The 13,811-nt window shown below is 34.8% G+C and carries 9 protein-coding genes and 1 pseudogene; all 10 read right to left on the reverse strand.

Features of this window, described 5'->3' with window-relative positions:
• Nucleotides 1-6 precede the first annotated feature (6 nt).
• Nucleotides 7-1,146: an FAD-dependent monooxygenase gene (locus ACM55M_RS16300; RefSeq protein WP_416858743.1), complete on the reverse strand. Its 1,140-nt coding sequence runs from the start codon at nt 1,144-1,146 to the stop codon at nt 7-9.
• 24 nt (nt 1,147-1,170) lie between these two features.
• Entirely contained in the window at nt 1,171-2,286 is a 1,116-nt protein-coding gene (locus tag ACM55M_RS16305; RefSeq protein ID WP_416858744.1) for an alpha/beta hydrolase family protein, read from the reverse strand.
• Between the two features lie 48 nt (nt 2,287-2,334).
• Entirely contained in the window at nt 2,335-3,327 is a 993-nt protein-coding gene (locus ACM55M_RS16310; RefSeq protein ID WP_416858745.1) for a VOC family protein, read from the reverse strand.
• A 193-nt stretch (nt 3,328-3,520) separates the two neighbouring features.
• Nucleotides 3,521-4,261, reverse strand: coding sequence for a 3-oxoacid CoA-transferase subunit B (locus ACM55M_RS16315; RefSeq protein ID WP_416858811.1), 741 nt, complete (start codon nt 4,259-4,261; stop codon nt 3,521-3,523).
• Nucleotides 4,244-4,930: pseudogene (locus ACM55M_RS16320) on the reverse strand (CoA transferase subunit A); the annotation flags it as partial. The gene ACM55M_RS16315 and the pseudogene ACM55M_RS16320, both read right to left, overlap by 18 nt.
• Nucleotides 4,927-6,111, reverse strand: coding sequence for a thiolase family protein (locus ACM55M_RS16325; protein WP_416858746.1), 1,185 nt, complete (start codon nt 6,109-6,111; stop codon nt 4,927-4,929). The gene ACM55M_RS16325 and the pseudogene ACM55M_RS16320, both read right to left, overlap by 4 nt.
• 55 nt (nt 6,112-6,166) lie before the next feature.
• Nucleotides 6,167-6,934, reverse strand: coding sequence for an SDR family oxidoreductase (locus ACM55M_RS16330; RefSeq protein ID WP_416858747.1), 768 nt, complete (start codon nt 6,932-6,934; stop codon nt 6,167-6,169).
• 173 nt (nt 6,935-7,107) lie between these two features.
• The gene (locus ACM55M_RS16335; protein WP_416858748.1) at nt 7,108-9,603 is read right to left on the reverse strand and encodes a glycoside hydrolase family 2 protein; all 2,496 of its coding nucleotides are present in this window, start codon (nt 9,601-9,603) and stop codon (nt 7,108-7,110) included.
• A 224-nt stretch (nt 9,604-9,827) separates the two neighbouring features.
• Nucleotides 9,828-12,707 (reverse strand): TonB-dependent receptor, encoded by a 2,880-nt coding sequence (locus ACM55M_RS16340; protein ID WP_416858749.1) that lies wholly within the window; start codon nt 12,705-12,707, stop codon nt 9,828-9,830.
• A gap of 134 nt (nt 12,708-12,841) precedes the next feature.
• Entirely contained in the window at nt 12,842-13,753 is a 912-nt protein-coding gene (locus ACM55M_RS16345) for a helix-turn-helix domain-containing protein (RefSeq protein ID WP_416858750.1), read from the reverse strand.
• Nucleotides 13,754-13,811 lie beyond the last annotated feature (58 nt).

The raw sequence follows: 13,811 nt of genomic DNA on the forward strand, positions 1-13,811 counted from the left end.
TTTATATTAAATAGGTTGGGCAAGTGCCATCAAGGTTTTTCCCATAACGGCACCAGCGTTGGCTTCTTCAGGTAAAGGTTTACCTTCATATTCTAATAATTCCCATTCTCCGAGTTTTTCAGAAGCTTCTACAACCATTTTACATCTTTCTAACCTTCGATTCATGAAGCGTGCAAAAATGGCTTGTGTACCGTCTTGTTTTGCAATTTCTTGAGCAAGTACGACAGCATCTTCAATAGCCAAAGCAGCTCCTGAACCTAAATGAGGAATGGTAGCATGAGCACCATCTCCAATGATTAAAACGTTTCCTTTATACCATGGATCTGGTAAATGCAGGGTTTCTAAAGGTCTGTAATTGATTAATTTTGGTTCCGTAATCTGATCTATTAAATCGTGTACCATTGGAACAGGATATTCTTCTAAATAGGATTTCAGTTTAGGAATCATTTGATCTTCCGCAATAAATGGATTGTCAGCTCCCTCTGCAGAAACAACAAACATATATATTTTGTCTTTGGTCATTGGAATGAGTCCAACTTTACTGTGTTTTCCAAAATACATATAGCCTGTTTCTAAATCTTTGGGTCTGTCAAAAGCATAACGCCAAACGGATAATCCTACATATTTTGGGAAGTAATCCCCGAAAATTAATTTTCGTACTTTTGAGTTGACTCCATCGGCACCAATCAGCAAATCATAACTTCCTGTGGTTCCATCAGAAAAAACAACATCGACGCCGTTTTCTTTATCTGTAATTTGATCCACAGTAAGTCCCATCCTAAATTGTACCCCTACCGTTTCACATCTTTCATGCAATACTTCATGAAGAATTCTTCTGGAAATACCATTATGCGAAGGAAAACGACCCATTGGAGGTGTGCCAATTTCGTTAAATTGGTGTCCTGTTGGGGTACACATTTTAACTTTATCATAAGGACAGCCTCTTTTGAGTGCTTCGTCAGCCACACCTAATGCATCCAAAGCTCTTAATGCGTTTGACATTTGGATTATACCAACACCATACACATCATACTGCGGCAGAATTTCAACAATTTCCACCGCTATTCCTATTTGTCTTAAAGCGATAGCTGTAGATTGTCCACCGATACCGCCACCAACAATAAGTACTTTCTCTATAGCTTTCATATTATAAGTTGTTTGAGATTAATGCTATGCTTTTAATTTTTTGGCTACCCAGTCATACATATTGAAAGTACGAGTAAAATCGTCTACACAGCAATGTTGAGAACCACTTTCTTCTTTAGGGATTACTTCTAAAACATGTTCACTAGTTAACGCTTTATCAACATTATAAGCGTGTTCAACAAAATTTTGACGGTCATCACCACCATGAAGAATATACGTTGGCATGGATATCTTTTCTGCGATTCCATTTTCAAGTGTATAGCCTTTTAATTTTTCAAGAACTTCTTCAAAACTTGCTGCGTCCATAATATGCATTACTATTTCTGCCAACGGATGTTTTGCAGTTCGACCAGCCCATACTTGGTAATACGACCACACAGCGCCAAATATCATGCATACTTTGAAACGAGGTTCAAATGCTGCACAGCGCGCTGCCATATATCCTCCCATTGATACTGCACCAATACCAATACTGGTGGTGTCTACATGATCTTTTAGGTTAGCAATAGACCAATCTAAAACAGCTGTTCCAGCTACTTCATAATCATAACGCGAATGAATATGATTTAATCTTAATGAAGCTCCTTGACCTGGTCCATCCATAGCCAGAAGAGCAATACCTCTTTCGTTAAGATGTTGTGATATACCAAAATATAATTCTTCTGCTAAACTATCCAAACCACCAAACATAATCATCATTGGAGGATTTTCAACCCCTTCTGGAGCAAACAAATAGCCTGGTAAAAAAGACCCTTCAAAAGGTACTTCTACTTGCAAAGGTTTGTTTTTAAAATATTTAATAGCTCTAATAAAAGCTTCTCTAGCTTTTAAATAAGTCGATAATTTTCTATCATCTCCAAGTTCCATAAAGAACTCAGCAGTACGTAAATAGTTGAATGCTCTTAGGTACGTACGACTTGCGGAAATGAACGATTTATTAATCTCGAAATTTTCTCCAAGATCATAAACGCTATTGCCCATTTTTAGCCAAGCAATATTGAATGACTCTCTGTTTAAGGGATCAATTTCGCTAGCAACTTCTAGTATTTCTGCAAATTCGCCTCCTCCATAATGCGCTTGGGTAAGCGCACGATTAACTTGATAAGAAGGCATGTATTGACCTGGAAAATAGTGCCACATAATTTGTGTTTTTAAATTTTAAAAATTGTTTTTTTTTGCTCTAATTAATTAGATATCCATTGGTTTTACGGTTCCGTCTTCAGACAGTCCTAATTTTTTTCCTTTGGCCATTTCAGCAAATGGATTAGCTGATCCCCAAGCATCATTTGGATTGTCTTTTAGATAATGAACATCTAAGTGATCTGGTGCAAATACCAATCTGGCGCAAGCATAATATTCGAATAAGACACCACTTCCCGGATCAATTATGTAGATGAAAAATCCTTCATCGGCTTTATGTCTTGTAGGGGCTCCCATAACACTTTTATAGCCTTTTTCAATAAAGTAATCTAAAGCCAGTAAAACTTCTTCTCTACTGTCAACATTCCAACAAATGTGATTTAGTACCGCTTGATTAGGTTCGATTGTTGGATCAGTAAAGATGGCAATATCGTGTGAAAGATTGGCTGTTGTCCATAAACCACCTATTGCAGGAATTTCGTCTGAAATTCTAATTTCATCAGGATTTTTTAGACCTAAGCCTTTCCAAAATGCTTTCTCTTCAGCATATTTTCCTTTAGATACCATGTAAGTTACGTGATCAAAACGACGTGGATTTGCTCCATTCATTCTATTACTTGAATATCTGTCAGCATAAACGCTTCCTCTTTCTCCTTCTTCTTTTAACCATACCACATCCCAGAAAATTTCGTGAATGTGTCCTTCAGGAGATTTAAAACGATACGCTTTACCATGACCTAAATCGCCATTGTCCCAACCAATACCAGCACCAATACTTTCTAAGTAAGCTACCGCTTCTTCTAAAGCTTCAGGACTGTCTGCTCTCCAACCAATATGTCCTAATCCTGAAGTTTCATTTTGTGTTAATTTCAATGTGTGGTGAAAATAATCACCCCAGGCTCTTAGGTATACTGAATTACCTTCTCTACCGGTAATATCCATGCCTACAATGTCTCCAAAAAAGTGTACTGATTTTTCTAAATCTGTAGTTAGCACTTCAACATGTGCCATTTGTGAAAAATAATGTGGATTTTTTGCCATTTGTATTTTTATTTATTGTTTTTTTTATATAAGGTATAATTTATATTGCAAATTTATATTGATTTATAAATAATAGTGAATCAAATTAATTCTATTACTATTCAAAATCAATTCTTTCTTTTTTGAGACACCTATATTTTGATGTTTTTGTATTCTTTTTATATGATTTTCTTGATTGGAGTGTAGTTTTAGTTTATAAAAAAATCATTTCTGGAATTTCACCTTCAACGATTAATTTCCCTTGGGTTGCATTTTTTATTTCTTCGATGCTTACACCCGGAGCTCTTTCCAATAATTTGAAACCTCCTGAAAGCATAACTTCTAAAACAGCCAACTCAGTTACAATTTTCTTTACGCAGCTGATTCCTGTAATGGGCAAAGAGCAATTTTTTAGCAGTTTTGATTTTCCATCTTTGCTTACATGTTGCATAGCGACAATGATGTTTTTGGCTGATGCGACTAAATCCATAGCGCCTCCCATACCTTTGACCATTTTTCCAGGGATTTTCCAGTTGGCAATATCTCCGTTTTCAGAGACTTCCATGGCACCTAGAATAGTCAGGTTCACATGTTCCCCACGAATCATGGCAAAACTTTCAGCCGAACTGAATAGGGAAGAACCAGCCTGCATAGTAACAGTTTGCTTGCCGGCATTAATCATATCGGCATCTACATTTTCAAGGGTTGGAAAAGGACCAATGCCTAATAAACCATTTTCAGATTGTAACATGACATTAATATCTGAAGGAATATAGTTCGCAACTAAAGTAGGAATTCCAATTCCTAAGTTTACATAATTGCCATCTTTTACTTCTTGAGCTATTCGTTGGGCAATCCTGTTTTTATCAAGTGGTCCTTGAGGTATTTTTTTATCTGGGAAGCTGTTTTTTGATTTCTCCGCAACTGTGGTTTCAGTAATGGTTCTTTGCTCTATTCTTTTTTCGTAATTTTTCCCCTTGAAAATACGTTGTACATAAATGCCTGGAACATGAATCGCATTTGGATCTAATTCGCCTGATTCTACCAATTCTTCTACTTCGGCAATACAAATCTTTCCGGCAGCAGCCATCATTGGACTGAAATTTCGGGTTGTTCCCTTGAAAATTAAATTACCCGAAGTATCGCCTTTCCAAGCTTTGATAATACTAAAATCGGCTTTCATCCAAGACTCCATCAAATATTTTTTGTCATCGAATGTTCTCACTTCTTTGCCTTCTGCCACCTCAGTACCAACGCCCGCCGGCGTAAAAAACGCAGGGATTCCAGCCCCTCCGGCACGAATGCGTTCCGCCAAAGTTCCCTGTGGAATCAATTCAACTTCTAATTCTCCGCTTAACAATTGTCTTTCAAATTCTTTATTCTCGCCAACATATGAGGAAATCATTTTTTTTACTTGACGATTTTGAAGCATTAAACCAATTCCAAAATCATCAACTCCGGCATTGTTTGAAATACAAGTCAGGTTGTTTATCTTTTTGTCTACAAGTTCGGTAATGCAGTTTTCGGGAATACCGCAAAGACCAAATCCTCCCAACATTATAGTTGCTCCGTTTGGAATATCGGCTACAGCCTGCTTGGCATTTTTTATTACTTTATTGATCATGATAGATTTTCGATTATGATTGCACTCGCTCCACCGCCACCGTTACAAATAGTAGCCAGGCCATAGCGTGCTTTTTTTATGGATAAGATATAGAGTAAGCTTACAACGATTCTACTTCCGGAGCTGCCCAGAGGATGCCCTAGTGCTACGGCACCTCCAAAGACATTTACTTTTTCATGGGGAATATGAAGTTCTTTCATCAAAGCCATCGGCACAACGGCAAAAGCTTCGTTGACTTCATAAAAATCGATGTCTTCGATTGTTAAATTGGCTTTTTGTAATACTTTTTGTGTTGCTATAACTGGGGTTGTAGTAAAAAAAGTAGGATCCTGTTCCGCTTCGGCATATGCTATAATTCTGGCTTTAGGAGTAATTTGGTGCAGGTTTACAAAATCTTCTCCAGCTAAAACTAACGCACTAGCACCATCATTCATTGGACTGGCGTTTGCAGCTGTTACGGTTCCATTGGGTGAGAAAGCAGGTTTCAACTGACGCATTTTTTCAAAATTGGCTTTTTTGTATGTTTCATCCTCAGTAATTACCAAAGCTTCTCCTTTTCTCTGTGGTACATTTACAGGAATAACTTCGCCGATAAAGCTGCCATTTGCCCATGCTTCAGTACTTCTGCGATAAGATTGTTCCGCAAAATCATCTTGCTCTTCGCGGCTTATCTTGTATTTCTCGGCAGTTAAATCTCCTGAAACTCCCATGGATGTTTTGTTATACACATCGGTTAATCCGTCTTTGGCCAATCCGTCAATACATGCTGAATTTCCATAACCAACCCCAAATCGGGCATTGGGTAAATAATGAGGAACTTGTGACATATTTTCCATTCCACCGGCAATTCCCACCGAAATATTTCCAACATAAATGTCATTGTAAATCATGCTGAGTGCCTTCATCCCAGAGGCACAGACTTTGTTGACTGTTGTGGCACAAACGGAATCCGGTAAGCCCGAGATTTTTGAAGCTTGTCGAGCCGGTGCCTGTCCGAGATTGGCTGATAATACATTTCCCATAACAATACTTTCTATGGCATCAACAGGGATGTTTGCTTTTTTTAAAGCATCCTGAATGGCGATGGCTCCTAATTCTGGTGCCGAAACAGTTGAAAATTGACCGCCATAGGCTCCCATAGGAGTACGTGATCCGGAAAGGATATAGATGTTTTTAGACATTATTTAAAAGAAGTTAAATTCTGTTTTTTTTATTATAAATTATTGAGTTTGTTTTTTATGCAAATGCGCCTCCGTCTACGGCCATGGCATGACCTGTAATAAAAGTAGATTGGTCTGAACACATCCACAAAGCCACATCGGCAACTTCCTGGGGTTGTCCCATTCTTTTCATGCGTTGCATATTGATTGCCGCTTGTAACGCTTCTGGATTTTGTGACAGTTTTCTTCGGCCTTCCATAATCATTGGAGTTTCGATGGCGGTGGGGCAAATGGCATTGATGCGAATATTTTTGGTAGCATATTCTATAGCCGCACTTTTTACGATACCAATCACACCATGTTTAGATGCCGAATAAGGAACATTTTCCGGTTGTCCCACTAATCCTGCCGCAGAGGAAACGCAAACAATATTTCCACCGCCTTGTTTCAGCATTTCAATCAACTGGTATTTTACACAATACCAAGTTCCGGTTAAGTTGATATTGATTTGTTGCAACCAGGCATCTTCAGGATATTCATGAGTGGGTAACGAAAGTGTTCCTGCTATTCCTGCCGAATTTACGGCGCAATCCAATCGTCCGAATGTGGCAACTGTTTGCTTTACCAAGGTTTCTACTTCTTCTCTTTTAGAAATGTCACACTTTACAAACAGTGCTTGTTCTCCTAAAGCTATAATTTCTTGAACTACAAGGGCTCCGGCTTGTTCGTTTACATCCGAAACGACCACTTTAGCGCCTTCTTTTGCAAAAGAAAGAGCAGTTGCTTTACCAATTCCGGAAGAAGCTCCGGTTACTAAACAAACTTTATTTTCAAATCTTTTCATAGTGTTTTTTGTTTTTAAAAATATTTCGTATTAAGTCATTGAATTATAGTTATTTAGATTTATTGATATCGTTGCTACTGCCTATGTTTGAGAGAACTTTTGTCAATATTTATTATTCGTGGATTACAGTTATTTTCAGAGGTATAAGAGTCCGTTAATCTGTTTTAAAAAAATTAAAAAAGTCTTTTTATTTTTATTCCAGAAATAGTAATTTTTTCAGTTTCATTTGCTGTTTCTATAATTAAATCTTTCTCGACTTTAATTGTTATTGTACAATCTGTTTTGTCAAATGGATTTAATTTTTCAATCTTTATTAGTTTGCCGTTAATCTTAATATTTTGATTTGATAGCACCGTATTAGCATCTTCTTTTTTATTATTCAATTCATAAACTAAACTTTTATCTTTCTTTAATAGAGAGAATAGTAAAGTAACCTCATAGTCGCCTCTGGGTAATTCAGCTGTTATTTTTTCAACATTACTGATTGAAGATTGATAAATTGGATCGTTTGTTGTGTTTTTTATATTTGAACTGCTATTTACATTTTGTACAGTATCTAAAACTTTTAGTAGTGACTGTTGGTTATAAGGTATCCAAATTTGATTTGTATCATCTATAAAATAATTTTCGGTTCCAAAGTTAATGGACAGAATATTAGATTTCGTTAAGTCAGGTTTTTGATATATAAGGTTTGTCGAGTCTTGTAATTTTCCGAACTCATCATACAATGATAAATTATTAGAACCTTCTTTTAAGTTGATCCAAGTTTCTATAAGCCCGGTGTTCTCTTGCAATTCGATTTTCTCTGAATCGTTCACTTTTAAAAACACTTTTTGATTAGAAATAATGATGATTTTCTTTTTTGGAGAATCACTGATATGTGTTGGTAAGTCTTTAAAGAATTGACTTAATTTTTCTTCCGGTTTTAGAATTGCTTTGTACCAATAATAGATGTTTTTAGGGGTACGGTCAAAGTTTACTAAACCTTTTTGATTTACATGCGGAATCGGATTACCTCTAAGCTCCGAACCAAAATCGGCAAAATTCCAAGCAGTCATACCAATAACATAGGATCTGTTTTTCAATTGTTGATAATATCCTGGATGGTACTTAAATTGATATTCCTCAGAAAAATCCATTTTTTTAGGATCAGAGTTGTGAAGTCTTTTATCTGCGTCAACTCCATATTCAGAAATAATCAAAGGTCTGTTTGGATATTTTTTATTTTCTTCATCTAAAAATATTCCTAAATCTTGAATTTGACCAGAATACCACCCTTGATAGAGATTCCACCCTAATACCATTGGTAGATTCGCAATTTTAGTTTCATTATAAATTTGATTTCCGTGAATTGCCATAACCGTTATATGATTTGGAGCTTCTTTACGAGTTAAATCTTCTAATGTTTGCGCTAAATCTATAGTGTTTTTTATAATTTTTTGTTTTATTTCATCTTCAGGATTATTAAAATACATACGTAGAAAAATTTCATTCATGTACCCTATGAAAATTAACGAAGGATGATTGTAATTTTGATCAATATGCTCTTTTTGCATTTGAATGCAGTTTTCTTTATATTCTGAATAATTAGCGTTAATAGGTACATTATTTACTACTGGTATTTCTGACCAAAGTATCAGTCCCAGACTATCAGCTGCTTTGTAAACTGCTTTATCTTGAGGGTAATGGGCTAAACGCAAAAAGTTGCTTCCCATATTCTTTATCATTACTAAATCTTGGATTTGTTTTTGAATGGGTACCGCATTTCCCAGACCTTCAAAATCTTGATGTCTGTTTACCCCAATCAGTTTTATCGGTTTTCCATTTAAATTAAAGCCAGAGGTAGTAGCTTCAAATTTTCTGAATCCAATTTTCTGATGGTAAATGTCTATAATTTTGCCATTAACGTCCAGTAGATTTAATTCCACATTGTACAAATTTGGAGTTTGTGGAGACCATAATAAAGGATTTTTTAGCTTTACGTTTAAGTTGAATTCAGCACCAATATTTTCCTCAATTGTTGCAATTAATTTATTCGTTGCATCTTTTATGTTTAATCTAACCTTGTGTTTCAACAATTGTTTATCCATGTTAGATATCGCTCCTTTTAGTTGAACTTCTCCCTGCCAATCATTGTCTAGCAAGGCATCGATTTTTATTGCATCTGCACCATTTGATTTTTTAAAATGTGTAGTTTCCTCTTCACATAAATATACACTTCTGTAAATACCTCCATAAAAAGTAAAATCGGCCTCTAGTGGAGGAATGGTTTCATTATTGGTGTTGTCAACTTCTACGGTAATTTTATTTGTTCCTTTCTTTACGTATAGACTGATGTCAATATCAAAAGCAGTATATCCGCCTTTATGTTGTCCTGCATAACTGTCATTAATCCATACCTTAGTTTGCTGATTTACTCCATTAAAATGAATGTAATGCACTTTTTTAATCTTAGTAATGTTTAGTTGTGTTGTATACGTCCCTTTTCCTCTCCAATAACCAGGTTCGTCATCAAAAGCATCAATGGTATTCCAGGTATGAGGGATTTTTACAGGTTGAAATTTTGGTTTTTTTTCAGAATAAAAATTCCATTTTTTTATTTCAACTTCCTGTGAAAACAGAAAAGTTATGCTAAATAAAGTTACTGTAAAACTTAAAAATTTATTCATCGTGTAATTTGTTTTATGGTTTTTTTGATTAAAAATTATGTTTACAAAAACAGTACTTATGCGTTAGTCAAGAACTTTTCATTCTCCTTTTTCATCTATCTGATAAGTAACACGCCATAGTGTCAATAAAGACTAATCCAATAATTAATTTATTATTGTTAATAGTTTTTATAAGTAAAAAAATAATGAGTTGTATAATCCCCCTTTCGGGGGATTTTGATTAACTAAAATTTATATGTTGCAGTCAAGAAATAAGCTCTAGGTTGAATGGCTAAAATACTGTGTACAGCATTAGGATTAGCAGCTACTTGCGCTTTAGTAATATTTTGAGGGCTAAGTGATGCGTCTATTCCTCCAGGAGAAGCAGAAGACATAATACCCAGTTTGTCTGTTAAATTATTAACATTTAAGGCGATGCTAAATTTAGCATTAAAATCATATCCCATACCTAAATCAAATTGACTGAATGCAGGAAGTTTATAAGCATTATTTTGATTAACTTCTCGATCTCCGAGGTATTTCCATTGAATAAAAGTATAAAATTTATCTATGGAATAAGTTGGAGTAATTGCGAACATTATGTTCGGATTATTTTCAGCTCTATTGCCTGTATTGTCTATAATTATATCATCTCCTTTTCCTTGATTACCGAGTACCCAAGTTTTCCAAGAAGTGTATTTTGCATCTTGTAATGTTAATGAGGATTTTACACTAAAATTTTTAGTTAAAACAAGATCAGATTCGAATTCTAATCCTAAGGTTCTAACTGAATTATATAAAACTGGAGTGTAGTATAATATTCCTGCATCATCATTTCCTAATGCTGTTGTTCCTATGTTGCTTAATTTACTATAAAAAGGGGTAACAGTAAGTTGAAAATTTTCATCTTTTAATTTGTAACCTAACTCAAATTGTGTTATTCTTTGGTTTATAGGAGAGTTATTTTTAGCTATAAAATCAGACGTGTAGTTGTTGTAGAAAGATAAATCCGGTGATTTTTCACCATCGGTGTATCTAACATATACGGCATTTTTATCATTGAATTTATAATTTAAACCAGCTGAGTATGCAAAAACATTCGTTTTCTTATTAAAATTAATAATATCAGTTCCTAATATGGAATAATGATTATCATAGATAGTTAATGGATTTCCATCAAATCCTCCGCTTTTTGTAGTCCTAGCGGCTCTATTATTACTTCCTTTAATACTAGCGGTTTCGTATCGAATTCCCCAATCAAAATTAAGTTTTTCAGTAAGATTTAAATTGTTTCCAAGGAATAATGAAAGTTGGTTAGAGTTATAATCATAAGTACCACCACCAAATGAACCACCTAATTTTAAGTATCCTGAATTTGGATCTGAAATTTGATAAGCAGTACCTGTACCGTCTTGTACAAAACTAACATCCAACGGAGCAGTTCTATTTCCTATTGCAGAGACTGAAAGTACCGGAGCGGTAATATTAGGATCCGAAATAATTCGGGAACTGGTATAAAAGAAGCCACCTGTAATTGATCCATTTTTAATTTTTTTAGTAACTGTAAATTGATCCATCAATTCATCTAGTGTGGTATAATTTTTTACAGAACCAGCATATCGTATTGCAGCTTTTTCGGGAACAGTTGTTGGTAAAGTAGAGTTAAGCACTGTGTATGAAGGTCCAGTTTGTCCAAAATTTTGTTTTACTTGAGCCAGTACTTGTCCTGTTGATCTGTCTTTGTAAGTAATAACACCAGGTCTGAAAATTTGTAATGTTCCCATTAAAAAATTTGTGGTAGGATCATCTAAATAACCGAAGTTAGTAGCAGTTTGACTATCTACATCTGCTAATTTTGAAGAGTATCTAATATTGTTATTTATTACCCAGCTATCTCCAATTTTTTGTTGCCAGTCAATACCTAAGTAAGCATCTTTTGAATGATTAAGATTAGTTGGGTCAAAAACGGTAGTTTTTGAATCAGATCTATTAGGGATAGTAACTTTAGTAGGAGTTAATGCATAAGAGTCTGTTTTTTTTACTCCATCAGCTAAAGTAATATCATTTCCAAATCCTTTTCCGATCAATGGGACATTTGAGCCATTGTGATCATCTAGATATTTAGCATAAAATTTAATAGACCCACCATTATAGGATTTCATTACATTAGCTTTAATTTGCCCACCTTTGTTTTGAGCATATCCTGCATAACGGGCTCCATCGGAATATCGGTAAAATCCACCGATGTTATAGGACCACTTCTTGTATTTTCCAAAAGTATTTCCTATGTTAATATCACTTCTGGTATATAGGTTTTTACCATCTCCCTCTAAACCAATTTTTTGTCTAAATTCATTGGCTTTAGCACCGCTTCCTGTCTTTGATAAAAAGTTGAAAACTCCTCCAGGTGCATTCGCGGATGTGATTGAAGAAGTTCCTCCTCTAACAGCCTCGACACGGTATATTGTAGCATCTGAACGAAAGAAATAGTCAGCAGATAGTGAAGCACTATTTACTGCCGCTACCGGTAATCCGTCTTCTTGTAGCGAAACGTAATAATATCCATTAGGATCGTTTGCTAATCCCCCTACAGAATTGGCAGATACCCCTCTTGAATAGATAACATTTTTTACTTCACCATAAGCAGAATTCACATATACTCCTGGTATTGTTTTTAACATGTCTGCGGCACTAACTGGCGCTAATCTATTCAATGTTTTTGCATTTATTGTTGAAATGGCGACTGATGCTCCCAGTTTAGTTCTTTTGTCAAATACACCTGTTACGACTACTTCATCCAAAGCGGACTGATCTTCTTTTAAAGTAATATTCAATTTAGTGCTTTGTGGCACTTTTACAGTTGTTTTTTGAGTGGTAAATCCTATATAAGAAATGTTGATTTTGTAGGTTCCATCATTGAGGCTTCCGATGGTAAAATCACCATTAATATCTGTAACAGTACTCTTATTATCTGCTTCTATAACGACAGTTGAACCAGGTAAACCTACTCCTTTGTCGTCGGTCACTTTTCCTTGAATTTTTCCCTGTTGAGCAAACGAAGTGACGCTACAAGTCATAATTGCGATAAAAAGGAAGTAATCCTTTATAAATTGCATTGTTTTCATAATTTTTAGCTTTTTTAAATTACATTAGTTTTTTTGGTTACATAAAATAATATATATCATAATATATTATATTACAAAGATGGGATACAAAAAAACAATTTAGTGAATCAAAAAAAGGGTACTGCTATTCTAAATCAGTGCAGTTGTTGGTATTCCAGAGGAGTTATTCCAGTTTGTTTTTTGAAAAAACGAGCAAAATTGCTCGGGTTTTGATCGCAGAGTTTTATTGCTATTTCAGATACATTAAGGTTTGAATATTTCAAAAGGGTTTTGGCTTCTAAAATCAGCATTTCTTTTAGTAAATCCTGTGCTGTTTTATCGGTACTATTTTTTACGCATTTATTAAGGTAATCGGGTGTTATGTTCATTATTTTAGCATAGTACAATATGTTTTGGTGTTCGTATATGTGCTTTTCCAAAGCGTTTTTGTAACGTTCTGTAATATCCAAAAATGAGTTTTTTTTTGTTTTTATTTCATGTATTGGAATCTCTTTTTTTATCTCTTCAAAAATGACCAACAAACTACAAGAAATAAGATGTTTGTAAGATGTTTTTTCTTCTTTGTATAGTTCTAATATTCTATTCAAAATAAGTTCTATGTAGTTCAATGTACTTTCAGACAACTCAATTACAGGATGGGATTGATATTGAAAGAAAGGATATTGTTTGCGAAGGTAGTTCTTTGGTAAATAGTCAAATATTTCTTCGTCAAAATGACAATAGAATCCTTCCGCATCATCACTCATCATTTCGTGTTGGGTAATTTGATATGCCGGTAAAAAAAAGATGGAAGAAGCACCAAATTCATATTTGTTCAGTCCTTTACTTCTTTTTGAAATTCCTTTTTTTAAGAATATAAAATCATGCACCGTTTTTCGATGGGGCAGTACTTGAAAACTAGATTTATTGCAAAGGTCTTCTATTCGATTAATATGACATTCTTGATGCGTCTGGCTCGACTTGAAAAGTTTCCAAATCGTATTGTCAGTATGTAATCGATCTATTTCGGATGCAATCAGCGTTGGGATGTATTCTTTAGTAGTCATGGTATTTTTTATTATTATAATAAAGTTACAAAAAAAAATAGTCAATTATCGCAACGGC

Origin of the sequence: Flavobacterium galactosi, assembly GCF_048158585.1 — a bacterium.
Lineage (GTDB): Bacteria > Bacteroidota > Bacteroidia > Flavobacteriales > Flavobacteriaceae > Flavobacterium > Flavobacterium galactosi.